At 51.1% G+C, this 23,486-nt stretch carries 43 protein-coding genes; 41 read left to right on the forward strand and 2 right to left on the reverse strand.

Going from position 1 to position 23,486, the window contains the following annotated elements; all coding sequences use genetic code 11:
* Positions 1-136 precede the first annotated feature (136 nt).
* The 10 genes from AB8W27_RS01680 to bfr all read left to right on the forward strand — a co-directional run bounded on the left by AB8W27_RS01680 (position 137) and on the right by bfr (position 7,343).
* Positions 137-859, forward strand: coding sequence for a transcriptional regulator (locus tag AB8W27_RS01680; RefSeq protein ID WP_007764807.1), 723 nt, complete (start codon positions 137-139; stop codon positions 857-859).
* On the forward strand, positions 859-1,245 hold the full coding sequence (tusD, locus tag AB8W27_RS01685; protein WP_015742714.1) for a sulfurtransferase complex subunit TusD: 387 nt from the start codon (positions 859-861) through the stop codon (positions 1,243-1,245). Before AB8W27_RS01680 ends, tusD begins: the two co-directional genes overlap by 1 nt.
* Positions 1,245-1,604, forward strand: coding sequence for a sulfurtransferase complex subunit TusC (tusC, locus tag AB8W27_RS01690; RefSeq protein ID WP_015742713.1), 360 nt, complete (start codon positions 1,245-1,247; stop codon positions 1,602-1,604). Before tusD ends, tusC begins: the two co-directional genes overlap by 1 nt.
* A gap of 8 nt (positions 1,605-1,612) precedes the next feature.
* Positions 1,613-1,900, forward strand: a complete 288-nt coding sequence (gene tusB, locus AB8W27_RS01695) for a sulfurtransferase complex subunit TusB (RefSeq protein WP_015742712.1) — start codon at positions 1,613-1,615, stop codon at positions 1,898-1,900.
* A gap of 126 nt (positions 1,901-2,026) precedes the next feature.
* The gene (gene rpsL, locus AB8W27_RS01700; RefSeq protein ID WP_000246815.1) at positions 2,027-2,401 is read left to right on the forward strand and encodes a 30S ribosomal protein S12; all 375 of its coding nucleotides are present in this window, start codon (positions 2,027-2,029) and stop codon (positions 2,399-2,401) included.
* 96 nt (positions 2,402-2,497) lie between these two features.
* Positions 2,498-2,968 (forward strand): 30S ribosomal protein S7, encoded by a 471-nt coding sequence (gene rpsG / locus AB8W27_RS01705; protein ID WP_001138042.1) that lies wholly within the window; start codon positions 2,498-2,500, stop codon positions 2,966-2,968.
* A 94-nt stretch (positions 2,969-3,062) separates the two neighbouring features.
* The gene (gene fusA / locus AB8W27_RS01710) at positions 3,063-5,177 is read left to right on the forward strand and encodes an elongation factor G (protein ID WP_015742711.1); all 2,115 of its coding nucleotides are present in this window, start codon (positions 3,063-3,065) and stop codon (positions 5,175-5,177) included.
* Between the two features lie 67 nt (positions 5,178-5,244).
* The gene (gene tuf / locus AB8W27_RS01715; RefSeq protein WP_015742710.1) at positions 5,245-6,429 is read left to right on the forward strand and encodes an elongation factor Tu; all 1,185 of its coding nucleotides are present in this window, start codon (positions 5,245-5,247) and stop codon (positions 6,427-6,429) included.
* A 177-nt stretch (positions 6,430-6,606) separates the two neighbouring features.
* A complete protein-coding gene (bfd, locus tag AB8W27_RS01720; RefSeq protein WP_007702510.1) occupies positions 6,607-6,801 on the forward strand; it encodes a bacterioferritin-associated ferredoxin in 195 nt (64 codons plus the stop codon).
* Positions 6,802-6,866: 65 nt separating this feature from the next.
* Positions 6,867-7,343, forward strand: coding sequence for a bacterioferritin (gene bfr / locus AB8W27_RS01725; RefSeq protein WP_007702509.1), 477 nt, complete (start codon positions 6,867-6,869; stop codon positions 7,341-7,343).
* A gap of 3 nt (positions 7,344-7,346) precedes the next feature.
* Here bfr and AB8W27_RS01730 read toward each other — a convergent pair whose 3' ends face one another.
* Positions 7,347-7,814 (reverse strand): A24 family peptidase, encoded by a 468-nt coding sequence (locus AB8W27_RS01730; RefSeq protein ID WP_015742707.1) that lies wholly within the window; start codon positions 7,812-7,814, stop codon positions 7,347-7,349.
* Positions 7,815-8,192: 378 nt separating this feature from the next.
* Here AB8W27_RS01730 and rpsJ point away from each other — a divergent pair, with 378 nt between their 5' ends.
* The 31 genes from rpsJ to AB8W27_RS01885 all read left to right on the forward strand — a co-directional run bounded on the left by rpsJ (position 8,193) and on the right by AB8W27_RS01885 (position 23,075).
* On the forward strand, positions 8,193-8,504 hold the full coding sequence (gene rpsJ / locus AB8W27_RS01735) for a 30S ribosomal protein S10 (RefSeq protein WP_001181005.1): 312 nt from the start codon (positions 8,193-8,195) through the stop codon (positions 8,502-8,504).
* A gap of 32 nt (positions 8,505-8,536) precedes the next feature.
* Positions 8,537-9,166 (forward strand): 50S ribosomal protein L3, encoded by a 630-nt coding sequence (gene rplC, locus AB8W27_RS01740; RefSeq protein ID WP_007702502.1) that lies wholly within the window; start codon positions 8,537-8,539, stop codon positions 9,164-9,166.
* Between the two features lie 10 nt (positions 9,167-9,176).
* Positions 9,177-9,782: a 50S ribosomal protein L4 gene (gene rplD / locus AB8W27_RS01745; protein WP_000424395.1), complete on the forward strand. Its 606-nt coding sequence runs from the start codon at positions 9,177-9,179 to the stop codon at positions 9,780-9,782.
* Positions 9,779-10,081: a 50S ribosomal protein L23 gene (rplW, locus tag AB8W27_RS01750; RefSeq protein WP_004388606.1), complete on the forward strand. Its 303-nt coding sequence runs from the start codon at positions 9,779-9,781 to the stop codon at positions 10,079-10,081. The genes rplD and rplW overlap by 4 nt, the downstream gene beginning before the upstream one ends.
* A 17-nt stretch (positions 10,082-10,098) precedes the next feature.
* Positions 10,099-10,920 carry a 50S ribosomal protein L2 gene (gene rplB / locus AB8W27_RS01755; RefSeq protein ID WP_000301864.1) on the forward strand — a complete coding sequence of 274 codons (822 nt, stop codon included), beginning with the start codon at positions 10,099-10,101 and terminating at the stop codon, positions 10,918-10,920.
* 16 nt (positions 10,921-10,936) lie between these two features.
* Positions 10,937-11,215 (forward strand): 30S ribosomal protein S19, encoded by a 279-nt coding sequence (gene rpsS, locus AB8W27_RS01760; protein WP_001138115.1) that lies wholly within the window; start codon positions 10,937-10,939, stop codon positions 11,213-11,215.
* Positions 11,216-11,228: 13 nt separating this feature from the next.
* The gene (gene rplV / locus AB8W27_RS01765) at positions 11,229-11,561 is read left to right on the forward strand and encodes a 50S ribosomal protein L22 (RefSeq protein WP_000447529.1); all 333 of its coding nucleotides are present in this window, start codon (positions 11,229-11,231) and stop codon (positions 11,559-11,561) included.
* A gap of 17 nt (positions 11,562-11,578) precedes the next feature.
* Positions 11,579-12,280, forward strand: a complete 702-nt coding sequence (gene rpsC, locus AB8W27_RS01770) for a 30S ribosomal protein S3 (protein ID WP_004388607.1) — start codon at positions 11,579-11,581, stop codon at positions 12,278-12,280.
* A gap of 12 nt (positions 12,281-12,292) precedes the next feature.
* Positions 12,293-12,703 carry a 50S ribosomal protein L16 gene (rplP, locus tag AB8W27_RS01775; RefSeq protein ID WP_004388608.1) on the forward strand — a complete coding sequence of 137 codons (411 nt, stop codon included), beginning with the start codon at positions 12,293-12,295 and terminating at the stop codon, positions 12,701-12,703.
* A complete protein-coding gene (rpmC, locus tag AB8W27_RS01780) occupies positions 12,703-12,894 on the forward strand; it encodes a 50S ribosomal protein L29 (RefSeq protein ID WP_004388609.1) in 192 nt (63 codons plus the stop codon). Before rplP ends, rpmC begins: the two co-directional genes overlap by 1 nt.
* The gene (gene rpsQ, locus AB8W27_RS01785; RefSeq protein WP_000130100.1) at positions 12,894-13,148 is read left to right on the forward strand and encodes a 30S ribosomal protein S17; all 255 of its coding nucleotides are present in this window, start codon (positions 12,894-12,896) and stop codon (positions 13,146-13,148) included. The genes rpmC and rpsQ overlap by 1 nt, the downstream gene beginning before the upstream one ends.
* Before the next feature lie 166 nt (positions 13,149-13,314).
* The gene (rplN, locus tag AB8W27_RS01790; RefSeq protein ID WP_004388611.1) at positions 13,315-13,686 is read left to right on the forward strand and encodes a 50S ribosomal protein L14; all 372 of its coding nucleotides are present in this window, start codon (positions 13,315-13,317) and stop codon (positions 13,684-13,686) included.
* Positions 13,687-13,696: 10 nt separating this feature from the next.
* A complete protein-coding gene (gene rplX, locus AB8W27_RS01795; protein WP_007369816.1) occupies positions 13,697-14,011 on the forward strand; it encodes a 50S ribosomal protein L24 in 315 nt (104 codons plus the stop codon).
* Between the two features lie 14 nt (positions 14,012-14,025).
* Positions 14,026-14,565, forward strand: a complete 540-nt coding sequence (gene rplE, locus AB8W27_RS01800; RefSeq protein WP_007702494.1) for a 50S ribosomal protein L5 — start codon at positions 14,026-14,028, stop codon at positions 14,563-14,565.
* 14 nt (positions 14,566-14,579) lie between these two features.
* Positions 14,580-14,885, forward strand: a complete 306-nt coding sequence (gene rpsN, locus AB8W27_RS01805; RefSeq protein ID WP_004388614.1) for a 30S ribosomal protein S14 — start codon at positions 14,580-14,582, stop codon at positions 14,883-14,885.
* Between the two features lie 33 nt (positions 14,886-14,918).
* Positions 14,919-15,311: a 30S ribosomal protein S8 gene (gene rpsH / locus AB8W27_RS01810; RefSeq protein ID WP_007702493.1), complete on the forward strand. Its 393-nt coding sequence runs from the start codon at positions 14,919-14,921 to the stop codon at positions 15,309-15,311.
* A gap of 12 nt (positions 15,312-15,323) precedes the next feature.
* Complete coding sequence (rplF, locus tag AB8W27_RS01815; protein ID WP_004388616.1) at positions 15,324-15,857, forward strand: 50S ribosomal protein L6; 534 nt, start codon at positions 15,324-15,326, stop codon at positions 15,855-15,857.
* 9 nt (positions 15,858-15,866) lie between these two features.
* On the forward strand, positions 15,867-16,220 hold the full coding sequence (gene rplR, locus AB8W27_RS01820) for a 50S ribosomal protein L18 (RefSeq protein WP_000358956.1): 354 nt from the start codon (positions 15,867-15,869) through the stop codon (positions 16,218-16,220).
* A gap of 14 nt (positions 16,221-16,234) precedes the next feature.
* A complete protein-coding gene (gene rpsE / locus AB8W27_RS01825; RefSeq protein ID WP_004388617.1) occupies positions 16,235-16,735 on the forward strand; it encodes a 30S ribosomal protein S5 in 501 nt (166 codons plus the stop codon).
* A gap of 6 nt (positions 16,736-16,741) precedes the next feature.
* The gene (gene rpmD / locus AB8W27_RS01830) at positions 16,742-16,921 is read left to right on the forward strand and encodes a 50S ribosomal protein L30 (protein WP_001140434.1); all 180 of its coding nucleotides are present in this window, start codon (positions 16,742-16,744) and stop codon (positions 16,919-16,921) included.
* Between the two features lie 3 nt (positions 16,922-16,924).
* Positions 16,925-17,359: a 50S ribosomal protein L15 gene (gene rplO, locus AB8W27_RS01835; protein WP_004388618.1), complete on the forward strand. Its 435-nt coding sequence runs from the start codon at positions 16,925-16,927 to the stop codon at positions 17,357-17,359.
* 7 nt (positions 17,360-17,366) lie between these two features.
* A complete protein-coding gene (gene secY / locus AB8W27_RS01840) occupies positions 17,367-18,698 on the forward strand; it encodes a preprotein translocase subunit SecY (protein ID WP_004388619.1) in 1,332 nt (443 codons plus the stop codon).
* Between the two features lie 30 nt (positions 18,699-18,728).
* Positions 18,729-18,845 carry a 50S ribosomal protein L36 gene (rpmJ, locus tag AB8W27_RS01845; protein ID WP_000868187.1) on the forward strand — a complete coding sequence of 39 codons (117 nt, stop codon included), beginning with the start codon at positions 18,729-18,731 and terminating at the stop codon, positions 18,843-18,845.
* 146 nt (positions 18,846-18,991) lie between these two features.
* Positions 18,992-19,348 (forward strand): 30S ribosomal protein S13, encoded by a 357-nt coding sequence (gene rpsM / locus AB8W27_RS01850; protein WP_004388620.1) that lies wholly within the window; start codon positions 18,992-18,994, stop codon positions 19,346-19,348.
* Between the two features lie 16 nt (positions 19,349-19,364).
* Positions 19,365-19,754, forward strand: coding sequence for a 30S ribosomal protein S11 (rpsK, locus tag AB8W27_RS01855; protein ID WP_004388621.1), 390 nt, complete (start codon positions 19,365-19,367; stop codon positions 19,752-19,754).
* A 31-nt stretch (positions 19,755-19,785) separates the two neighbouring features.
* Positions 19,786-20,406, forward strand: a complete 621-nt coding sequence (rpsD, locus tag AB8W27_RS01860) for a 30S ribosomal protein S4 (protein WP_004388622.1) — start codon at positions 19,786-19,788, stop codon at positions 20,404-20,406.
* 25 nt (positions 20,407-20,431) lie between these two features.
* The gene (gene rpoA, locus AB8W27_RS01865) at positions 20,432-21,421 is read left to right on the forward strand and encodes a DNA-directed RNA polymerase subunit alpha (RefSeq protein WP_004388623.1); all 990 of its coding nucleotides are present in this window, start codon (positions 20,432-20,434) and stop codon (positions 21,419-21,421) included.
* A 40-nt stretch (positions 21,422-21,461) separates the two neighbouring features.
* A complete protein-coding gene (gene rplQ, locus AB8W27_RS01870; protein ID WP_015742706.1) occupies positions 21,462-21,848 on the forward strand; it encodes a 50S ribosomal protein L17 in 387 nt (128 codons plus the stop codon).
* Positions 21,849-21,965: 117 nt separating this feature from the next.
* Positions 21,966-22,331: a DUF1992 domain-containing protein gene (locus AB8W27_RS01875; RefSeq protein WP_015742705.1), complete on the forward strand. Its 366-nt coding sequence runs from the start codon at positions 21,966-21,968 to the stop codon at positions 22,329-22,331.
* A gap of 2 nt (positions 22,332-22,333) precedes the next feature.
* Positions 22,334-22,759, forward strand: coding sequence for a Zn(2+)-responsive transcriptional regulator (zntR, locus tag AB8W27_RS01880; RefSeq protein WP_015742704.1), 426 nt, complete (start codon positions 22,334-22,336; stop codon positions 22,757-22,759).
* A gap of 52 nt (positions 22,760-22,811) precedes the next feature.
* Positions 22,812-23,075, forward strand: a complete 264-nt coding sequence (locus AB8W27_RS01885; RefSeq protein ID WP_071820324.1) for an alternative ribosome-rescue factor A — start codon at positions 22,812-22,814, stop codon at positions 23,073-23,075.
* Here AB8W27_RS01885 and mscL read toward each other — a convergent pair.
* On the reverse strand, positions 23,026-23,433 hold the full coding sequence (mscL, locus tag AB8W27_RS01890) for a large-conductance mechanosensitive channel protein MscL (RefSeq protein WP_007764765.1): 408 nt from the start codon (positions 23,431-23,433) through the stop codon (positions 23,026-23,028). The genes AB8W27_RS01885 and mscL overlap by 50 nt on opposite strands.
* Positions 23,434-23,486: the final 53 nt, after the last annotated feature.

The raw sequence follows: 23,486 nt of genomic DNA on the forward strand, positions 1-23,486 counted from the left end.
TTATCCGGGCCACGTATAATAAAAGCTGGCTAGTGTTGCGCCCGCTGTATTACTTTAGCGAGTTACGTAACAACTGAATGATGAGTCTGCCCAGACCTTGAGACGACAGGCTCGCTGTAAAGGGTGGTATGTTTTCATGTCCAATTCGCTATTAACCAATGAGGCCAGCGAACTCGATCTGCTGGATCAGCGTCCTTTCGAACAGACCGACTTTGATATTTTGCGCTCCTACGAAGCGGTCGTGGACGGGTTAGCGATGCTCATCGGCTCCCACTGTGAAATTGTGCTGCATTCCCTGCAGGATCTGAAATGCTCGGCAATCCGCATCGCCAACGGCGAACATACGGGGCGTAAAATCGGCTCGCCGATTACCGATCTGGCGCTGCGTATGCTGCACGATATGACCGGCGCTGACAGCAGCGTGTCGAAATGCTATTTCACCCGTGCGAAAAGCGGCGTTCTGATGAAATCGGTCACTATCGCCATCCGTAACCGGGAGCACCGCGTGATAGGCCTGCTGTGCATTAACATGAATCTTGATGTGCCGTTCTCCCAGATTATGAGTACCTTTGTGCCGCCGGAAACGCAGGAAGTGCCGTCTTCCGTCAACTTTGCCTCGTCTGTTGAAGACCTGGTGACCCAGACGCTGGAGTTCACCATTGAAGAGGTGAACGCGGACCGCAACGTCTCGAACAACGCCAAGAACCGTCAGATTGTGCTTAACCTTTACGAGAAAGGCATTTTTGATATTAAAGACGCTATTAATCAGGTGGCTGACCGGCTGAATATCTCCAAGCACACGGTGTACCTGTACATCCGCCAGTTTAAAAGCGGCGATTTCCAGGGGCACGAACGGTAATGCGCTTCGCCCTGATGGTCACCGGGCCTGCTTATGGTACGCAACAGGCCAGCAGCGCCCTGCAGTTTGCGAAAGCGTTACTGGCGGAAAGCCATAGCCTTGAGAGCGTCTTTTTTTATCGGGAAGGGGTCTATAACGCCAATCAGTTCACGTCGCCGGCGAGCGACGAGTTCGATCTGGTGCGCGCCTGGCAACAATTGCATGATGAAAACGGCGTCGCGCTGCACATTTGTGTGGCGGCCGCGCTGCGACGCGGCGTGACGGATGAAAATGAAGCGCGTACGCAGGGGCTGCCGGGTGCCAATCTTCAGCCCGGGTTTCAGCTGAGCGGCCTGGGCGCGCTTGCCGAAGCCGCGCTGACCTGTGACAGAGTGGTAGAGTTTTAATGAAACAGGTGGCTTTTGTATTTACCCAGGCGCCGCATGGCACTGCGGCGGGCCGCGAAGGACTCGACGCGCTGCTGGCGATGTCCGCGTTAACGGAAGAGATCGGCGTCTTTTTTATCAGCGACGGCGTTTTTCAGATTCTGCCGGGCCAGCACCCGCAGGCGATTCTGGGACGCGACTACATCTCTACGTTTAAAGTTCTGCCGTTGTACGATATTGACCGCTGCTATATTTGCCTGGCGTCCCTTCAGGAGCGCGGGCTTGGCGACAAACACGATTTTGTCATTGATGTCGAGCCGCTTAGCGCCGGTGCGTTGCGCGAGCGCCTCAATGATTACGACGTCGTGCTGACTTTTTAAGGAGCGCCATGCTGTACACGCTTTCTCGCTCGCCCTGGCAGTCTGATATTAACGCGTTGCTGCGCCTTGTATGTCCGGGCGACGATCTTCTTCTGATGCAGGACGGCGTGGTCGCTGCGCTTAACGACAGCCGCTATCTCGCTGCGCTGCTGGCGTCGCCCGCCCGGGTTGCCGCCTTACACTGCGATGTGGAGGCTCGAGGGCTTTCCGCTCAAATTTCGAGCAATATCGACACGATTAGCTATAATGAGTTCGTCAAACTTACCGTAAAACACGCAAGCCAGATGGCCTGGTAACGTGCGAACGCTGTATATTTCTTGACACCCTTTAAACACAGCCCTAAAATTCCGCGTCCTCATATTATATGAGGGCGATTTATTACGTGTTTACGAAGCAAAAGCTATAAAACCAGGAGCTATTTAATGGCAACAGTTAACCAGCTGGTTCGCAAACCTCGCGCTCGCAAAGTTGCTAAAAGCAACGTGCCGGCGCTGGAAGCTTGCCCGCAAAAACGTGGTGTATGTACCCGTGTATATACCACCACTCCGAAAAAACCGAACTCCGCACTGCGTAAAGTATGCCGTGTTCGTCTGACTAACGGTTTTGAAGTGACTTCCTACATTGGTGGTGAAGGTCACAACCTGCAGGAGCACTCCGTGATCCTGATCCGTGGCGGTCGTGTTAAAGACCTTCCGGGTGTTCGTTACCACACCGTGCGTGGCGCGCTTGACTGCTCCGGCGTTAAAGACCGTAAGCAGGCTCGCTCCAAGTATGGCGTGAAGCGTCCTAAGGCTTAATGGTTCTCCGTTAAGTAAGGCCAAACGTTTTAACTTTAATGTCAAACTAAACTCGTAGAGTTTTGGACAATCCTGAATTAACAACGGAGTATTTCCATGCCACGTCGTCGCGTCATTGGTCAGCGTAAAATTCTGCCGGATCCGAAGTTCGGATCAGAACTGCTGGCTAAATTTGTCAATATCCTGATGGTAGACGGTAAAAAATCTACTGCAGAATCTATCGTATACAGCGCGCTGGAGACCCTGGCTCAGCGCTCTGGTAAATCCGAACTGGAAGCTTTCGAAGTCGCTCTCGAAAACGTGCGCCCGACTGTAGAAGTTAAGTCTCGCCGCGTTGGTGGTTCTACTTATCAGGTTCCAGTTGAAGTCCGTCCGGTTCGCCGCAATGCTCTGGCAATGCGTTGGATCGTTGAAGCTGCTCGTAAACGCGGTGATAAATCCATGGCTCTCCGCCTGGCGAACGAACTTTCTGATGCTGCAGACAACAAAGGTACTGCAGTTAAGAAACGTGAAGACGTTCACCGTATGGCAGAAGCCAACAAGGCGTTCGCACACTACCGCTGGTAATCCCTGCGGCATGTTAGTCACCAGACGGGCGCTTCAGGTAAGCCGCCCGCTCTGGGTAACTTATCCTGAACGCCTAAGGCAATAGAGGAATCAAATGGCTCGTACAACACCTATTGCACGCTACCGTAACATCGGTATCAGTGCGCACATCGACGCCGGTAAAACCACTACTACCGAACGTATTCTGTTCTACACCGGTGTAAACCACAAAATCGGTGAAGTTCATGACGGCGCCGCAACTATGGACTGGATGGAGCAGGAGCAGGAGCGTGGTATTACCATTACCTCTGCTGCGACTACCGCATTCTGGTCTGGTATGGCTAAGCAGTATGAACCGCACCGTATCAACATCATCGACACCCCGGGCCACGTTGACTTCACCATCGAAGTAGAACGTTCCATGCGTGTCCTTGACGGTGCGGTAATGGTTTACTGCGCAGTTGGTGGTGTTCAGCCGCAGTCTGAAACCGTATGGCGTCAGGCTAACAAATACAAAGTTCCGCGTATTGCGTTCGTTAACAAAATGGACCGCATGGGCGCGAACTTCCTGAAAGTTGTTGGTCAGATCAAATCCCGTCTGGGCGCGAACCCGGTTCCGCTGCAGCTGGCGATTGGTGCTGAAGAAGGTTTCACCGGTGTTGTTGACCTGGTGAAAATGAAAGCCATCAACTGGAACGATGCAGACCAGGGCGTAACCTTCGAATACGAAGATATCCCGGCTGACATGCAGGACCTCGCTGACGAATGGCACCAGAACCTGATCGAGTCCGCTGCTGAAGCTTCTGAAGAGCTGATGGAGAAATACCTGGGCGGTGAAGAACTGACTGAAGAAGAGATCAAAAAGGCTCTGCGTCAGCGCGTTCTGAACAACGAAATCATCCTGGTAACCTGCGGCTCTGCGTTCAAAAACAAAGGCGTACAGGCGATGCTGGATGCGGTAATTGATTACCTGCCATCCCCGGTTGACGTACCTGCGATCAACGGTATCCTGGACGACGGTAAAGATACTCCGGCTGAGCGTCACGCTAGCGATGAAGAGCCGTTCTCTGCACTGGCGTTCAAAATCGCTACCGACCCGTTCGTTGGTAACCTGACGTTCTTCCGCGTGTACTCTGGCGTGGTTAACTCTGGCGACACCATCCTGAACTCCGTGAAATCCGCACGTGAGCGTTTCGGTCGTATCGTACAGATGCACGCTAACAAACGTGAAGAGATCAAAGAAGTTCGCGCAGGCGACATCGCGGCTGCTATCGGTCTGAAAGACGTGACCACCGGTGACACTCTGTGTAACCCGGATCACCCGATCATTCTGGAGCGCATGGAGTTCCCTGAGCCGGTAATCTCTATCGCGGTTGAACCGAAAACCAAAGCTGACCAGGAAAAAATGGGTCTGGCTCTGGGCCGTCTGGCTAAAGAAGACCCGTCTTTCCGCGTATGGACTGACGAAGAATCTAACCAGACCATCATCGCTGGTATGGGTGAGCTGCACCTCGACATCATCGTTGACCGTATGAAACGTGAATTCAACGTTGAAGCTAACGTTGGTAAACCTCAGGTTGCTTACCGCGAAGCCATTCGCGCGAAAGTTACCGATGTTGAAGGTAAACACGCCAAGCAGTCTGGTGGTCGCGGTCAGTACGGTCATGTTGTTATCGACATGTACCCGCTGGAGCCGGGCTCAAACCCGAAAGGCTACGAGTTCATCAACGACATCAAAGGTGGTGTGATTCCTGGCGAATACATCCCTGCCGTTGATAAAGGCATCCAGGAGCAGCTGAAGTCTGGTCCGCTGGCTGGTTACCCGGTTGTTGACATGGGTGTTCGTCTGCACTTCGGTTCTTACCACGACGTTGACTCCTCTGAACTGGCGTTTAAACTGGCTGCTTCTATCGCCTTTAAAGAAGGCTTTAAGAAAGCAAAACCAGTTCTGCTTGAGCCGATCATGAAGGTTGAAGTAGAAACTCCGGAAGAGAACACTGGTGACGTTATCGGTGACTTGAGCCGTCGTCGCGGTATGCTGCGTGGTCAGGAATCCGAAGTAACTGGCGTTAAGATCCACGCTGAAGTTCCGCTGTCTGAAATGTTCGGATATGCAACTCAGCTGCGTTCTCTGACCAAAGGTCGTGCATCATACACTATGGAATTCCTGAAGTATGATGATGCGCCGAACAACGTTGCTCAGGCCGTTATCGAAGCCCGTGGCAAATAAGCCGCAGGGTTAAAACCAAAGTCCCGTGCCCCCTCGGCGAGGGGGCACTATAGTAAGGAATATAGCCGTGTCTAAAGAAAAATTTGAACGTACAAAACCGCACGTCAACGTCGGTACTATCGGCCACGTTGACCATGGTAAAACTACCCTGACTGCTGCCATCACTACCGTTCTGGCGAAAACCTATGGTGGTTCTGCTCGTGCATTCGACCAGATCGATAACGCGCCGGAAGAAAAAGCTCGTGGTATCACCATCAACACCTCTCACGTTGAATATGACACCCCGACTCGCCACTACGCGCACGTTGACTGCCCGGGCCACGCCGACTATGTGAAAAACATGATCACCGGTGCTGCTCAGATGGACGGCGCTATCCTGGTTGTTGCTGCGACTGACGGCCCGATGCCGCAGACCCGTGAGCACATCCTGCTGGGTCGTCAGGTAGGCGTTCCGTACATCATCGTGTTCCTGAACAAATGCGACATGGTTGATGACGAAGAGCTGCTGGAACTGGTTGAGATGGAAGTGCGCGAGCTGCTGTCTCAGTACGACTTCCCGGGCGACGACACGCCGATCGTTCGTGGTTCTGCTCTGAAAGCGCTGGAAGGCGAAGCAGAGTGGGAAGCGAAAATCATCGAACTGGCAGGCTTCCTGGATTCCTACATCCCGGAACCGGAGCGTGCGATTGACAAGCCGTTCCTGCTGCCGATCGAAGACGTATTCTCCATCTCCGGTCGTGGTACCGTTGTTACCGGTCGTGTAGAGCGCGGTATCATCAAAGTGGGTGAAGAAGTTGAAATCGTGGGTATCAAAGACACCGCGAAATCCACCTGTACCGGCGTTGAAATGTTCCGCAAACTGCTGGACGAAGGCCGTGCTGGCGAGAACGTAGGTGTTCTGCTGCGTGGTATCAAACGTGAAGAAATCGAACGTGGTCAGGTGCTGGCTAAGCCGGGCTCCATCAAGCCGCACACCAAGTTCGAATCTGAAGTGTACATTCTGTCCAAAGACGAAGGCGGCCGTCACACTCCGTTCTTCAAAGGCTACCGTCCGCAGTTCTACTTCCGTACCACTGACGTGACCGGTACCATCGAACTGCCGGAAGGCGTTGAGATGGTAATGCCGGGCGACAACATTAAAATGGTTGTCACCCTGATCCACCCGATCGCGATGGACGACGGTCTGCGTTTCGCAATCCGCGAAGGCGGCCGTACCGTTGGCGCGGGCGTGGTTGCTAAAGTTCTGGGCTAATTGCTCAAGAATTGAAAAGGGCGCTTCGGCGCCCTTTTTGTTTTATAAAGGAAAATAGGCTGGATACTATTTTTCTGTTCATTAAATGCTTCTTGCCAGATAAAAGTCCATTCAAGTCTCGTTGTAATCATAACCATTCTCATTTAAAATCTGCGCATAAACTGAACGGGAGTTATCATGTACGTTTGTTTGTGTAATGGTATCAGCGATAAAAAAATACGGCAGGCGGTACGTCAGCACCATCCTCAGTCCTTCCAGCAGTTGCGTAAATTTATGCCGATCGGTAACCAGTGTGGTAAGTGTGTCCGCGCTGCGCGTGAAATTATGCAAGACGAACTGATGCAGATCCCGGAATATCAGGAAATTGCGTAACCTGAGATTTTGACTTCCTCGCCAGCCCATCTACGCTTCATGTAGTGGAAGCGGAGGGAAGCAAAATGAAAGGTGATATCAAGATAATAAATTATCTCAATAAATTATTGGGAAACGAGCTAGTCGCAATCAATCAGTACTTTCTCCATGCGAGAATGTTCAAAAACTGGGGCCTGATGCGCCTCAACGATGTTGAGTATCATGAGTCCATTGATGAGATGAAGCACGCTGATATCTATATCGAGCGCATTCTCTTTCTTGAGGGTATCCCCAACCTGCAGGACCTGGGCAAGTTACATATAGGCGAAGACGTAGAAGAAATGCTGCGCTCCGATCTCACGCTTGAGATGGAAGGGGCAAAAGACCTGCGTGAAGCGATCGCCTATGCCGACTCTATTCATGACTACGTCAGCCGGGATATCATGATCAAAATCCTGGAAGATGAAGAGCACCATATCGACTGGCTGGAAACCGAGCTGGATCTTATCGGTAAAATTGGTCTGCAGAATTACATTCAGTCCCAGATTAAAGAGCAGAGCTAACGTTCACAGATTTAGTATCTGGAATGTAGCGCCACTGCATATTAACCCTGCTACCGCCATAAACGGCCCAAAAGGTAGCGGGGTTTTACATAAAAGAGGCCGCCCTTTTAGCTGATAAAGCACAAATACGGCAATGAGTCCCAATACAGATGCGATAACGAGCAGCAGACCAAGCATTTGCCATCCATGCCAGGCGCCCAGCGCACCCAAAAATTTTACATCCCCATAGCCCAGCCCTTCATACTCGCGCAACCAACGGTAGGTCCAGTACAGCAACCATAATGAAAGGTAACCGACCAACGCGCCAATGACAGCATCCGCCAGATATTGCGGCTGGAAGATAAGATGATAAGAAAGGCCCAGCCAGAGCAGGGGACAGGTGAGGCTGTCAGGTAGCAGTCCATCACGTAGATCCTTTGCTATAAGCATGGCATTGAGCAATATATAACCAGATATCCATATCACTATCATTTTTCATTCCTGAAGCGCTCCTGACGGACTGGCAAAATACGCTTTTACAGAAACATCAAAAACAGCCTTCTTTCACCAATGCGAACTTCATTCCAGTAAAGCAGCCATGTGTACAAAGCCTTTACAAAGGAATGCGAGGCAGCGCGAAAGGATGTTTAATTTCTAATCAGTGCTTGCGTCGCCGTCAGATTTACGTATAATGCGCGGGCTTGTCATTAATGACGGCAGGTTCGATATGAACCCTGATAGTTGCTGTTTGGCTATCAAACAATGCTCCCAATCGGGGAGCTACGTAAGAACGATTACACTCTCCCATCAATCGTAATGGGTTCGAGGAGTAATCATTTTCGTCTATAAAATAATTGGAGCTCTGGTCTCATGCAGAACCAAAGAATCCGTATCCGCCTGAAAGCGTTTGATCATCGTCTGATCGATCAATCAACCGCGGAAATCGTCGAGACTGCTAAGCGCACTGGTGCGCAAGTCCGTGGTCCGATCCCGCTGCCGACCCGCAAAGAGCGCTTTACCGTTCTGATCTCTCCGCACGTTAACAAAGACGCGCGCGATCAGTACGAAATCCGCACTCACAAGCGTCTGGTTGACATCGTTGAGCCAACCGAGAAAACCGTTGATGCTCTGATGCGTCTGGATCTGGCTGCCGGTGTAGACGTGCAGATCAGCCTGGGTTAATCAGGTCATTGAGCGATTGAGAGGTTGAAACAATGATTGGTTTAGTCGGTAAAAAAGTGGGTATGACCCGCATCTTCACTGAAGAAGGCGTTTCTATCCCAGTAACCGTAATCGAAGTTGAAGCAAACCGCGTTACTCAGGTTAAAGACCTGGCTAACGACGGCTACCGCGCTGTGCAGGTTACCACCGGTGCTAAAAAAGCTAACCGCGTAACTAAGCCGGAAGCGGGTCACTTCGCTAAAGCTGGCGTAGAAGCTGGCCGTGGTCTGTGGGAATTCCGTCTCGCTGATGGCGAAGAATTCACTGTAGGTCAGAGCATTAGCGTTGAGCTGTTTGCTGAAGTTAAAAAAGTCGACGTAACTGGCACCTCTAAAGGTAAAGGTTTCGCCGGTACCGTTAAGCGCTGGAACTTCCGTACCCAGGACGCTACCCACGGTAACTCCTTGTCTCACCGCGTTCCGGGTTCTATCGGTCAGAACCAGACTCCGGGCAAAGTGTTCAAAGGCAAGAAAATGGCAGGTCAGCTGGGTAACGAACGTGTAACTGTTCAGAGCCTGGACGTAGTACGTGTTGACGCTGAGCGCAACCTGCTGCTGGTTAAAGGTGCTGTCCCGGGTGCAACCGGTAGCGACCTGATCGTTAAACCAGCTGTGAAGGCGTGAGGAGATAGCAATGGAATTAGTACTGAAAGACGCGCAGAGCGCGCTGACTGTTTCCGAAACTACCTTCGGTCGTGATTTCAACGAAGCGCTGGTACACCAGGTTGTAGTTGCTTACGCAGCTGGTGCTCGTCAGGGTACTCGTGCTCAGAAGACCCGTGCTGAAGTAACTGGCTCCGGTAAAAAACCGTGGCGCCAGAAAGGTACCGGTCGTGCGCGTTCTGGTTCCATCAAGAGCCCGATTTGGCGCTCTGGTGGCGTGACCTTCGCTGCGCGTCCGCAGGACCACAGTCAAAAAGTTAACAAAAAGATGTACCGCGGCGCGCTGAAAAGCATCCTGTCCGAACTGGTACGTCAGGATCGTCTGATCGTTGTCGAGAAGTTCTCTGTAGAAGCGCCGAAAACCAAGCTGCTGGCACAGAAACTGAAAGACATGGCTCTGGAAGATGTGCTGATCATCACCGGTGAGCTGGACGAGAACCTGTTCCTGGCCGCACGTAACCTGCACAAGGTTGACGTACGTGATGCTACAGGTATCGACCCGGTTAGCCTGATCGCCTTCGACAAAGTCGTAATGACTGCTGATGCTGTTAAGCAAGTTGAGGAGATGCTGGCATGATTCGTGAAGAACGTCTGCTGAAGGTGCTGCGCGCACCGCACGTTTCTGAAAAAGCGTCTACTGCGATGGAAAAAACCAACACCATCGTTCTCAAAGTTGCTAAAGACGCGACTAAAGCAGAAATCAAAGCTGCTGTGCAGAAACTGTTTGAAGTCGAAGTCGAAGTCGTTAACACCCTGGTAGTTAAAGGGAAAGTTAAACGTCACGGACAGCGTATCGGTCGTCGTAGCGACTGGAAAAAAGCTTACGTCACCCTGAAAGAAGGCCAGAATCTGGACTTCATCGGCGGCGCTGAGTAAGTCGGAGGAGTAATACAATGGCAGTTGTTAAATGTAAACCGACATCTCCGGGTCGTCGCCACGTTGTTAAAGTGGTTAACCCTGAGCTGCACAAGGGCAAACCTTTTGCTCCGTTGCTGGAAAAAAACAGCAAATCCGGTGGTCGTAACAACAATGGCCGTATCACCACTCGTCACATCGGTGGTGGTCACAAACAGGCCTACCGTATTGTTGACTTCAAACGCAACAAAGACGGTATCCCGGCAGTTGTTGAACGTCTTGAGTACGATCCGAACCGCTCTGCGAACATCGCACTGGTTCTGTACAAAGATGGCGAGCGCCGTTACATCCTGGCCCCGAAAGGCCTGAAAGCTGGCGACCAGATTCAGTCTGGCGTTGATGCTGCAATCAAACCAGGTAACACCCTGCCGATGCGCAACATCCCGGTTGGTTCTACTGTTCACAACGTAGAAATGAAACCAGGTAAAGGCGGTCAGCTGGCACGTTCTGCTGGTACCTATGTTCAGATCGTTGCTCGTGACGGTGCTTATGTCACCCTGCGTCTGCGTTCTGGCGAAATGCGTAAAGTGGAAGCTGACTGCCGCGCGACTCTGGGCGAAGTTGGTAACGCTGAGCATATGCTGCGCGTTCTGGGTAAAGCAGGTGCTGCACGCTGGCGTGGTGTTCGTCCTACCGTTCGCGGTACGGCGATGAACCCGGTAGATCACCCACATGGTGGTGGTGAAGGTCGTAACTTTGGTAAGCACCCGGTAACTCCGTGGGGCGTTCAGACCAAAGGTAAGAAGACCCGCAGCAACAAGCGTACTGATAAATTCATCGTACGTCGCCGTAGCAAATAATTTTAGAGGATAAGCCATGCCACGTTCTCTCAAGAAAGGTCCTTTTATTGACCTGCACTTGCTGAAGAAGGTAGAGAAAGCGGTGGAAAGCGGTGACAAGAAGCCCCTGCGCACTTGGTCCCGTCGTTCAACGATCTTTCCAAACATGATCGGTTTGACCATCGCTGTCCATAATGGTCGTCAGCACGTTCCAGTCTTTGTTTCCGATGAAATGGTCGGTCACAAACTGGGTGAATTCGCACCGACCCGTACTTATCGCGGTCACGCGGCTGATAAAAAAGCCAAGAAGAAATAAGTAGGAGGAAGAGATGGAAACTATCGCTAAACATCGCCATGCTCGTTCTTCTGCTCAGAAGGTTCGCCTTGTGGCTGACCTGATTCGCGGTAAGAAAGTGTCGCAGGCTCTGGATATTCTGACCTACACCAATAAGAAAGCGGCTGTATTGGTTAAGAAAGTCCTGGAATCTGCCATTGCTAACGCTGAACACAACGATGGCGCTGACATTGACGATCTGAAAGTCACGAAAATTTTCGTAGACGAAGGCCCGAGCATGAAACGCATTATGCCGCGTGCGAAAGGTCGTGCAGATCGCATTCTGAAGCGCACCAGCCACATCACTGTGGTTGTGTCCGATCGCTGAGACTCTGGAGACTAGCAATGGGTCAGAAAGTACATCCTAATGGTATTCGCCTGGGTATTGTCAAACCATGGAACTCTACCTGGTTCGCGAACACCAAAGAATTCGCTGACAACCTGGACAGCGACTTTAAAGTTCGTCAGTACCTGAACAAGGAACTGGCTAAAGCGTCTGTATCTCGTATCGTTATCGAGCGTCCGGCTAAAAGCATCCGTGTGACTATTCACACTGCTCGTCCGGGTATCGTTATCGGTAAAAAAGGTGAAGACGTTGAAAAACTGCGTAAGGGCGTAGCGGACATCGCTGGCGTGCCTGCACAGATCAATATCGCCGAAGTTCGTAAACCTGAACTGGACGCAAAACTGGTTGCTGACAGCATCACTTCTCAGCTGGAACGTCGTGTTATGTTCCGTCGTGCTATGAAGCGTGCTGTACAGAACGCCATGCGTCTGGGCGCTAAAGGTATCAAAGTTGAAGTTAGCGGCCGTCTGGGCGGCGCTGAGATCGCACGTACCGAATGGTATCGTGAGGGTCGCGTTCCGCTGCACACTCTGCGCGCTGACATTGACTACAACACCTCCGAAGCGCACACCACTTACGGTGTAATCGGCGTTAAAGTGTGGATCTTCAAAGGTGAGATCCTTGGTGGTATGGCTGCTGTTGAACAACCGGAAAAACCGGCTGCTCAACCGAAAAAGCAGCAGCGTAAAGGCCGTAAATAAGGAGCGTCGCTGATGTTACAACCAAAGCGTACAAAATTCCGTAAAGTGCACAAAGGCCGCAACCGTGGTCTGGCGCAGGGTACGGATGTTAGCTTCGGCACTTACGGTCTTAAAGCTGTTGGCCGTGGTCGTCTGACTGCCCGTCAGATCGAAGCAGCACGTCGTGCAATGACCCGTGCAGTTAAGCGTCAGGGTAAGATCTGGATCCGTGTATTCCCGGACAAACCGATCACCGAAAAGCCGCTGGAAGTGCGTATGGGTAAAGGTAAAGGTAACGTAGAGTATTGGGTTGCCTTGATTCAGCCGGGTAAAGTCCTGTACGAAATGGACGGTGTGCCGGAAGAGCTGGCCCGTGAAGCATTCAAGCTGGCAGCAGCGAAACTGCCGATTAAAACCACCTTTGTAACTAAGACGGTGATGTAATGAAAGCAAAAGAGCTGCGTGAGAAGAGTGTTGAAGAGCTGAACACCGAGCTGCTTAACCTGCTGCGCGAGCAGTTCAACCTGCGTATGCAGGCTGCAAGTGGCCAGCTGCAACAGACTCACCTGTTGAAGCAAGTGCGTCGTGATGTCGCACGCGTTAAGACTTTACTGACTGAGAAGGCGGGTGCGTAATGACCGATAAAATCCGTACTCTGCAAGGTCGCGTTGTTAGCGACAAAATGGAGAAATCCATTGTTGTTGCCATCGAGCGTTTTGTGAAACACCCGATCTACGGTAAATTCATTAAGCGTACGACCAAACTGCACGTACATGACGAGAACAACGAATGCGGTATCGGTGACGTGGTTGAAATCCGCGAATGCCGTCCGCTGTCCAAGACCAAATCCTGGACGCTGGTTCGCGTTGTAGAGAAAGCGGTTCTGTAATAGAGTAGCGCTCTCTAACAGAATAAACGGCTCAGCGATGAGCCGTTTATTTTTTCTACCCATATCCTGTGAGCGGTGTTATAATGCCGCGCCCTCGATTATGGGGATTTTTAACGACCTGAAAGTTAGGTCCCGAAGTAGTAGTTGACATTAGCGGAGCACTGAAATGATCCAAGAACAGACTATGCTGAACGTCGCCGACAACTCCGGCGCGCGTCGCGTAATGTGTATCAAGGTTCTGGGTGGCTCGCACCGTCGCTACGCAGGCGTCGGCGACATCATCAAAATTACCATCAAGGAAGCGATTCCGCGCGGTAAAGTTAAGAAAGGTGATGTGCTGAAGGCGGTAGTGGTGCGCACCAAGAAGGGTGTTCGTCGCCCTGACGGTTCTGTCGTTCGCTTCGATGGCAATGCTTGTGTTCTTCTGAACAACAACAGCGAGCAGCCTATCGGTACGCGTATTTTTGGGCCGGTAACTCGTGAACTTCGTTCTGAGAAGTTTATGAAAATCATCTCTCTGGCACCAGAAGTACTCTAAGGAGCGAATCATGGCAGCGAAAATCCGTCGTGATGACGAAGTTATCGTGTTAACCGGTAAAGATAAAGGTAAACGCGGTAAAGTAAAAAATGTCCTGTCTTCCGGCAAGATCATTGTTGAAGGTATCAACCTGGTTAAGAAACATCAGAAGCCGGTTCCGGCCCTGAACCAACCGGGTGGCATCGTTGAAAAAGAAGCTGCTATTCAGGTTTCTAACGTTGCAATCTTCAATGCGGCAACCGGCAAGGCTGACCGTGTAGGCTTTAGATTCGAAGACGGCAAAAAAGTCCGTTTCTTCAAGTCTAACAGCGAAACTATCAAGTAATTTGGAGTAGTACGATGGCGAAACTGCATGATTACTACAAAGACGAAGTAGTTAACAAACTCATGACTGAGTTTAACTACAATTCTGTCATGCAAGTCCCTCGGGTCGAGAAGATCACCCTGAATATGGGTGTTGGTGAAGCGATCGCTGACAAGAAACTGCTGGATAACGCAGCAGCTGACCTGGCAGCAATCTCCGGTCAAAAACCGCTGATCACCAAAGCACGCAAATCTGTTGCAGGCTTCAAAATCCGTCAGGGCTATCCGATCGGCTGTAAAGTAACTCTGCGTGGCGAACGCATGTGGGAGTTCTTTGAGCGCCTGATCACTATTGCTGTACCGCGTATTCGTGACTTCCGCGGCCTGTCCGCTAAGTCTTTCGACGGTCGTGGCAATTACAGCATGGGTGTCCGTGAGCAGATCATCTTCCCGGAAATCGACTATGACAAAGTCGATCGCGTTCGTGGTTTGGATATTACCATTACCACTACTGCGAAATCTGATGAAGAAGGCCGTGCTCTTCTGGCTGCCTTTGACTTCCCGTTCCGCAAGTAAGGTAGGGTTACTTCATGGCTAAGCAATCAATGAAAGCACGCGAAGTAAAGCGCGTAGCTTTAGCTGAAAAATACTTCGCTAAACGCGCTGAACTGAAAGCGATCATTTCTGATGTGAACGCTTCCGACGAAGATCGTTGGAACGCTGTTCTGAAGCTGCAGACTCTGCCGCGTGATTCCAGCCCGTCTCGTCAGCGTAACCGCTGCCGTCAAACTGGTCGTCCGCACGCTTTCCTGCGGAAGTTCGGGTTGAGCCGTATCAAGGTCCGTGAAGCCGCTATGCGCGGTGAAATCCCGGGTCTGAAAAAGGCTAGCTGGTAATTGTCACCAATTGAATCACGGGAGTAAAGACAGATGAGCATGCAAGATCCGATCGCGGATATGCTGACCCGTATCCGTAACGGTCAGGCCGCGAACAAAGCTGCGGTCACCATGCCTTCCTCCAAGCTGAAAGTGGCAATTGCCAACGTGCTGAAGGAAGAAGGTTTTATTGAAGATTTTAAAGTTGAAGGCGACACCAAGCCGGAACTGGAAGTAACTCTTAAATACTTCCAGGGTAAAGCTGTTGTAGAAAGCATTCAGCGTGTCAGCCGCCCAGGTCTGCGCATCTATAAGAAAAAAGATGAGCTGCCGAAAGTAATGGCCGGCCTGGGTATCGCGGTTATTTCTACCTCTAAAGGTGTTATGACTGATCGTGCAGCGCGCCAGGCTGGTCTTGGTGGCGAAATTATCTGCTACGTAGCCTAATCGGAGGAAACAATGTCTCGTGTTGCTAAAGCACCGGTCGTTATTCCTGCCGGCGTTGATGTAAAACTCAACGGTCAGGTTATCACGATCAAAGGTAAAAACGGCGAGCTGACTCGTACTCTCAACGATGCTGTTGAAGTTAAACATGCAGATAATGCTCTGACCTTCGGTCCGCGTGATGGTTACGCAGACGGTTGGGCTCAGGCTGGTACCGCGCGTGCCCTGCTGAATTCAATGGTTATCGGTGTTACCGAAGGCTTCACTAAGAAGCTGCAGCTGGTTGGTGTAGGTTATCGTGCAGCGATCAAAGGGAACGTAGTAAACCTGTCTCTGGGTTTCTCTCACCCTGTTGATCATCAGCTGCCTGCGGGTATCACTGCAGAATGTCCGTCTCAGACTGAAATCGTGCTGAAAGGCGCGGATAAACAGCTGATCGGCCAGGTTGCGGCTGACCTGCGCGCCTACCGTCGTCCTGAGCCTTATAAAGGCAAGGGTGTTCGTTACGCCGACGAAGTCGTGCGTACCAAAGAGGCTAAGAAGAAGTAAGGTAACACTATGGATAAGAAATCTGCTCGTATCCGTCGTGCGACCCGCGCACGTCGCAAGCTCAAAGAGCTTGGTGCGACCCGCCTGGTGGTACATCGTACCCCGCGTCATATTTACGCACAGGTAATCGCCCCGAACGGTTCTGAAGTTCTGGTAGCTGCTTCTACTGTAGAAAAAGCTATCGCTGAGCAACTGAAGTACACTGGAAACAAAGACGCCGCTGCTGCAGTTGGTAAAGCTGTTGCTGAGCGCGCGCTGGAAAAAGGCATCAAAGATGTTTCCTTTGACCGCTCTGGTTTCCAATATCATGGTCGTGTCCAGGCACTGGCAGATGCTGCCCGTGAAGCTGGCCTTCAGTTCTAAGGTAGAGGTGTAAGATGGCTCACATCGAAAAACAAGCTGGCGAACTGCAGGAAAAGCTGATCGCGGTAAACCGCGTATCTAAAACCGTAAAAGGTGGTCGTATTTTTAGCTTCACCGCTCTGACTGTAGTTGGTGATGGCAACGGCCGCGTTGGTTTTGGTTACGGTAAAGCACGCGAAGTTCCGGCAGCGATCCAGAAAGCGATGGAAAAAGCTCGTCGCAATATGATTAACGTCGCGCTGAACCACGGCACCCTGCAGCACCCGGTTAAAGGTGCTCACACGGGTTCTCGTGTATTCATGCAGCCGGCTTCCGAAGGTACCGGTATCATCGCCGGTGGTGCAATGCGCGCCGTTCTGGAAGTCGCTGGGGTTCATAACGTACTGGCTAAAGCCTATGGTTCCACCAACCCGATCAACGTGGTTCGTGCAACTATTGATGGCCTGGCCAATATGAAATCCCCGGAAATGGTCGCTGCCAAGCGTGGTAAATCCGTTGAAGAAATTCTGGGGTAATTGACCATGGCAAAGACTATTAAAATCACTCAAACCCGCAGTGCAATCGGTCGTCTGCCGAAACACAAGGCAACGCTGCTTGGCCTGGGTCTGCGTCGTATTGGTCACACCGTTGAGCGCGAGGATACTCCTGCTGTTCGCGGTATGGTCAACGCGGTTTCCTTCATGGTTAAAGTTGAGGAGTAAGAGATGCGTTTAAATACTCTGTCTCCGGCCGAAGGCTCCAAAAAGGCGGGTAAACGCCTGGGTCGTGGTATCGGTTCTGGCCTCGGTAAAACCGGTGGTCGTGGTCACAAAGGTCAGAAATCTCGTTCTGGCGGTGGCGTACGTCGCGGTTTCGAGGGTGGTCAGATGCCTCTGTACCGTCGTCTGCCGAAATTCGGTTTTACTTCTCGTAAAGCAATGATCACTGCAGAAGTTCGTCTGTCTGATCTGGCTAAAGTAGAAGGCGACGTAGTAGACCTGAACACGCTGAAAGCGGCAAACATTATCGGCATCCAGATCGAATTCGCGAAAGTGATTCTGGCTGGTGAAGTTACTCGTCCGGTAACTGTTCGTGGCCTGCGTGTGACTAAAGGCGCTCGTGCTGCTATCGAAGCTGCTGGCGGTAAAATCGAGGAATAAGTAGCAGATGGCTAAACAACCGGGATTAGATTTTCAAAGTGCCAAAGGTGGCCTTGGCGAACTGAAACGCAGACTGCTGTTTGTTATCGGTGCGCTGATTGTGTTCCGAATTGGCTCTTTTATTCCGATCCCTGGTATTGATGCCGCTGTACTTGCCAAACTGCTTGAGCAACAGCGTGGCACCATCATTGAAATGTTCAACATGTTCTCTGGTGGTGCTCTTAGCCGTGCTTCTATCTTTGCCCTGGGTATTATGCCGTACATTTCGGCCTCTATTATTATCCAGCTGTTGACCGTCGTTCATCCGACGCTCGCAGAAATGAAGAAAGAAGGGGAGTCTGGTCGTCGTAAGATCAGCCAGTACACCCGCTACGGTACTCTGGTGCTGGCAATATTTCAGTCGATCGGTATTGCTACCGGTCTGCCGAATATGCCTGGTATGCAAGGCCTGGTAATTAATCCGGGCTTTGCATTCTATTTCACCGCTGTTGTGAGTCTGGTTACCGGGACAATGTTCCTGATGTGGCTGGGCGAACAGATTACTGAACGTGGTATCGGCAACGGTATCTCAATCATAATCTTCGCTGGTATCGTTGCGGGGCTTCCGCCGGCCATTGGCCATACCATCGAGCAAGCGCGGCAGGGCGACCTGCACTTCCTCCTGTTGCTGTTGGTTGCAGTATTAGTATTTGCAGTGACTTTCTTTGTTGTCTTTGTTGAGCGTGGTCAGCGCCGTATCGTCGTGAACTATGCAAAACGTCAGCAAGGTCGTCGTGTCTATGCTGCACAGAGCACACATTTACCGCTGAAAGTGAACATGGCTGGGGTTATTCCGGCGATTTTCGCTTCCAGTATTATTCTGTTCCCAGCGACCATCGCGTCATGGTTCGGGGGCGGTACTGGTTGGAACTGGCTGACAACAATTTCGCTGTATTTGCAGCCTGGGCAACCGCTTTATGTGTTACTCTATGCGTCTGCAATCATCTTCTTCTGTTTCTTCTACACGGCGTTGGTTTTCAACCCGCGTGAGACAGCAGATAACCTGAAGAAGTCCGGTGCATTTGTACCAGGAATTCGTCCGGGAGAACAAACGGCGAAGTATATCGATAAAGTAATGACACGCCTGACTCTTGTTGGCGCGCTGTATATTACTTTCATTTGCCTGATCCCGGAGTTCATGCGTGACGCAATGAAAGTCCCGTTCTATTTCGGTGGAACGTCGTTACTTATCGTTGTTGTTGTGATCATGGACTTTATGGCTCAAGTGCAAACTCTGATGATGTCTAGTCAGTATGAGTCTGCATTGAAGAAAGCGAACCTCAAAGGCTATGGCCGTTAATGGTCGCTTGTGAAGTTACGGAGAGTAAAAATGAAAGTTCGTGCTTCCGTCAAGAAATTATGCCGTAACTGCAAAATCGTTAAGCGTGATGGTGTCATCCGTGTGATTTGCAGTGCCGAGCCGAAGCATAAGCAGCGTCAAGGCTGATTATCTCGCATATTTTTCTTGCAAAGTTGGGTTGAGCTGGCTAGATTAGCCAGCCAATCTTTTGTATGTCTGTGCGTTTCCATTTGAGTATCCTGAAAACGGGCTTTTCAGCATGGGGCGCATAATCAATATAGTAGGAGTGCATAGTGGCCCGTATAGCAGGCATTAACATTCCTGATCATAAGCATGCCGTAATCGCATTAACCTCGATCTACGGTATCGGCAAAACCCGTTCTAAAGCTATCCTGGCTGCAGTGGGTTTCGCTGAAGATGTTAAGATCAGTGAGCTGTCTGAAGAACAAATCGACACGCTGCGTGACGAAGTTGCCAAATTTGTCGTTGAAGGTGATCTGCGCCGTGAAGTGAGTATGAGCATCAAGCGCCTGATGGATCTTGGTTGCTATCGCGGTTTGCGTCATCGTCGTGGTCTCCCGGTTCGCGGTCAGCGTACCAAGACCAACGCACGTACCCGTAAGGGTCCGCGCAAACCGATCAAGAAATAATCGGGGTGATTGAATAATGGCAAAGGCACCAGTTCGTGCACGTAAACGTGTAAGAAAACAAGTCTCTGACGGCGTGGCTCATATCCATGCTTCTTTCAACAACACCATCGTTACTATTACTGATCGTCAAGGTAACGCTTTGGGTTGGGCAACTGCCGGTGGTTCCGGTTTCCGTGGTTCTCGCAAATCCACTCCGTTTGCAGCTCAGGTTGCAGCAGAGCGTTGCGCAGAAGCCGTGAAAGAATACGGTATCAAGAACCTGGAAGTTATGGTTAAGGGACCGGGTCCGGGCCGCGAATCTACTATTCGTGCTCTGAACGCCGCTGGTTTCCGCATCACTAATATTACTGATGTGACTCCGATCCCTCACAACGGTTGTCGTCCGCCGAAAAAACGTCGCGTATAACGCCCGTTTTTAGGAATGTTGGAGAAAGAAAATGGCAAGATATTTGGGTCCTAAGCTCAAGCTGAGCCGTCGCGAGGGCACAGACCTGTTCCTTAAGTCTGGCGTTCGCGCGATCGATACCAAGTGTAAAATTGAACAAGCTCCTGGCCAGCACGGTGCGCGTAAACCGCGTCTGTCTGACTATGGTGTGCAGTTGCGTGAAAAGCAAAAAGTTCGCCGTATCTACGGTGTGCTGGAGCGTCAGTTCCGTAACTACTATAAAGAAGCCGCGCGTCTGAAAGGCAACACCGGTGAAAACCTGTTGGCTCTGCTGGAAGGTCGTCTGGACAACGTTGTATACCGTATGGGCTTCGGCGCCACTCGTGCAGAAGCACGTCAGCTGGTTAGCCATAAAGCCATTATGGTAAACGGTCGTGTTGTTAACATCGCTTCTTACCAGGTTAGTCCGAACGACGTAGTCAGCGTTCGTGAGAAAGCGAAAAAGCAGTCTCGCGTGAAAGCCGCTCTGGAGCTGGCTGAGCAGCGTGAAAAGCCAACCTGGCTGGAAGTTGATGCTGGCAAGATGGAAGGTACCTTCAAGCGTAAGCCTGAGCGCACCGATCTGTCTGCGGACATTAACGAACACCTGATCGTCGAGCTTTACTCCAAGTAAAGCTTAGTACCAAAGAGAGGACACAATGCAGGGTTCTGTGACAGAGTTTCTAAAACCGCGCCTGGTAGATATCGAGCAAGTGAGTTCGACGCACGCCAAGGTGACCCTTGAGCCTTTAGAGCGTGGCTTTGGCCATACTCTGGGTAACGCACTGCGCCGTATTCTGCTTTCTTCGATGCCGGGTTGCGCGGTGACCGAGGTTGAGATTGATGGTGTACTGCACGAGTACAGCACCAAAGAAGGCGTTCAGGAAGATATCCTGGAAATCCTGCTCAACCTGAAAGGGCTGGCGGTAAGAGTTCAGGGTAAAGATGAAGTTGTACTTACTCTGAATAAATCTGGCATTGGCCCTGTAACCGCAGCCGACATCACCCACGACGGTGATGTCGAAATCGTCAAGCCGCAGCACGTGATCTGCCACCTGACCGATGAAAACGCATCTATCAGCATGCGTATCAAAGTTCAGCGCGGTCGTGGTTATGTGCCGGCGTCTGCCCGAATTCATTCGGAAGAAGATGAGCGCCCAATCGGCCGTCTGCTGGTCGACGCTTGCTACAGCCCTGTAGAACGTATTGCCTACAATGTTGAAGCAGCGCGTGTAGAACAGCGTACCGACCTGGACAAGCTGGTCATCGAAATGGAAACCAATGGCACAATCGATCCTGAAGAGGCGATTCGTCGTGCGGCGACCATCCTGGCAGAACAACTTGAAGCTTTCGTTGACTTACGTGATGTTCGTCAGCCGGAAGTTAAAGAAGAGAAACCAGAATTCGATCCGATCCTGCTGCGCCCTGTTGACGATCTGGAATTGACTGTCCGCTCTGCTAACTGCCTTAAGGCAGAAGCTATCCACTATATCGGTGATCTGGTACAGCGTACCGAGGTTGAGTTGCTGAAAACGCCTAACCTTGGTAAAAAATCTCTTACTGAGATTAAAGACGTGCTGGCCTCCCGTGGTCTTTCTCTGGGCATGCGCCTGGAAAACTGGCCACCGGCAAGCATTGCTGACGAGTAACCGGATCACAGGTTAAGGTTTTACTGAGAAGGATAAGGTCATGCGCCATCGTAAGAGTGGTCGTCAACTGAACCGCAACAGCAGCCATCGCCAGGCTATGTTCCGCAACATGGCAGGTTCTCTGGTTCGTCATGAGATCATCAAGACGACCCTGCCTAAAGCGAAAGAGCTGCGTCGCGTAGTTGAGCCGCTGATTACTCTTGCCAAGACTGATAGCGTAGCTAATCGTCGTCTGGCATTCGCCCGCACTCGTGATAACGAGATCGTGGCAAAACTGTTTAACGAGCTGGGTCCGCGTTTTGCGGCCCGTGCCGGTGGTTACACTCGCATTCTGAAGTGTGGCTTCCGTGCTGGTGACAACGCTCCGATGGCATACATCGAGCTGGTTGATCGCGCCGAGCCGCAAGCAGAAGCAGCTGCAGAGTAATTTGCAGTGTAGTGAAAAAACCCGCTTCGGCGGGTTTTTTTATATCTGTCGTTCTCCTCGCCAATCACCTATGCTTCATTTCTGTTCTTCTTTCTCATTCCCTTCCAGGAGGCCGCGATGTGGTTAATGGATCAGTGGGCTGAGCGTCATATCCTCGAAGCCCAACAAAAAGGCGAATTCGACAACCTGCCCGGTTCTGGCGAACCTTTGACGCTGGATGATGATTCTCATCTGGATCCTCAGCTACGAGTGGGTTACCGGTTACTGAAAAATGCAGGGTATCTTCCGCCTGAACTGGAAGCACGTAAAGAAGCGTTGATGCTTAACGATCTGTTACAGGGCATCAATCAGCAGCACCCCGATTATCAACGTGCCTGTAAAAGACTGGCCCTCCTGGAGCTGAAATTAAAACAAGCCGGTCTGAGTACTGATTTTTTGCATGGCAGCTATGCCCGCGCTGTCGCCAGTAAACTGGAGGAGTAACGATGTATCGTATCGGAGAGCTTGCCCGTCTGGCTGATGTTACGCCTGACACCGTGCGTTACTATGAGAAACAGAAGATGATGGAGCATGAAATCCGTACAGAAGGCGGTTTCCGGCTCTATACAGAAAACGATTTGCGGCGCCTGCGCTTCATCCGATATGCCCGACAGCTGGGCTTCACGCTTGAGGCGATAAGAGAACTGTTATCGATCCGCATTGATCCTGAGCATCACACCTGCCAGGAATCAAAAGGCATTGTGCAGGCACGATTGAATGAAGTGGACAGCCGTATACAGGAGTTACAAAACATGCGTGTTTCGCTGCAAAAGCTAAACGACGCGTGCTGTGGGACGGCGCACAGCAGCGTCTACTGCTCGATTCTTGAGACGCTGGAACAAGGTGCGAACGGAGAGAATGGACAACGTTGATCTTTTGCATTCGCAGGCCTACACTTGCCGCGAATTAATCACAGGAGCATTTATGAACCGCTATAAACATACGAAGGGGCAAATTCAGGACAACGCCATTGAAGCCCTGTTACATGATCCACTGTTTCGGCAGCGCGTTGAAAAAAACCTGAAGGGGAAGGGCAGCTACCAGCGTAAAGCGAAACACGGCAAAGGTGGTAACTGGGAGGCCAGTGGCAAACAAGCAAAACGCTTTTTTACCACTGGCCTTCTGCTTTTAAGAGCAGTTAAGGACGCTGATTGTTTTGCTCTTTCAGCAAATCACGGATTTCGGTAAGCAGTACCTGCTCTTTGCTTGGACCCGCCGCTTCCTTCGGTTTTTTCTGGTGTAATCTGTTAATCACCTTAATAGCAAGGAAAATAGCGAAAGCGACAATAATAAAATCAAATACGTTCTGAATGAAAACGCCATAATGCATAATGACAGCTGGCGTATCTCCAACTGCAGGTCGTAACGTCAGAGCGAACTGTTTAAAGTCGATACCCCCGATCAGTAAGCCCAGCGGCGGCATAATAATATCGGCAACCAGTGACGAGACAATCTTACCGAAAGCCGCACCGATAATGACACCCACTGCCAAATCCACCACATTTCCGCGCATCGCGAACTCACGAAACTCTTTAAAAAAGCTCATTTTCTACTCCCTGGATTTCAAAGCCTACCTAAGTCTAACAAAGGAAATATGAT

The sequence above is a fragment of the Cronobacter turicensis genome, assembly GCF_041222865.1.
In the GTDB taxonomy this organism is placed as follows: Bacteria; Pseudomonadota; Gammaproteobacteria; order Enterobacterales; family Enterobacteriaceae; genus Cronobacter; species Cronobacter turicensis.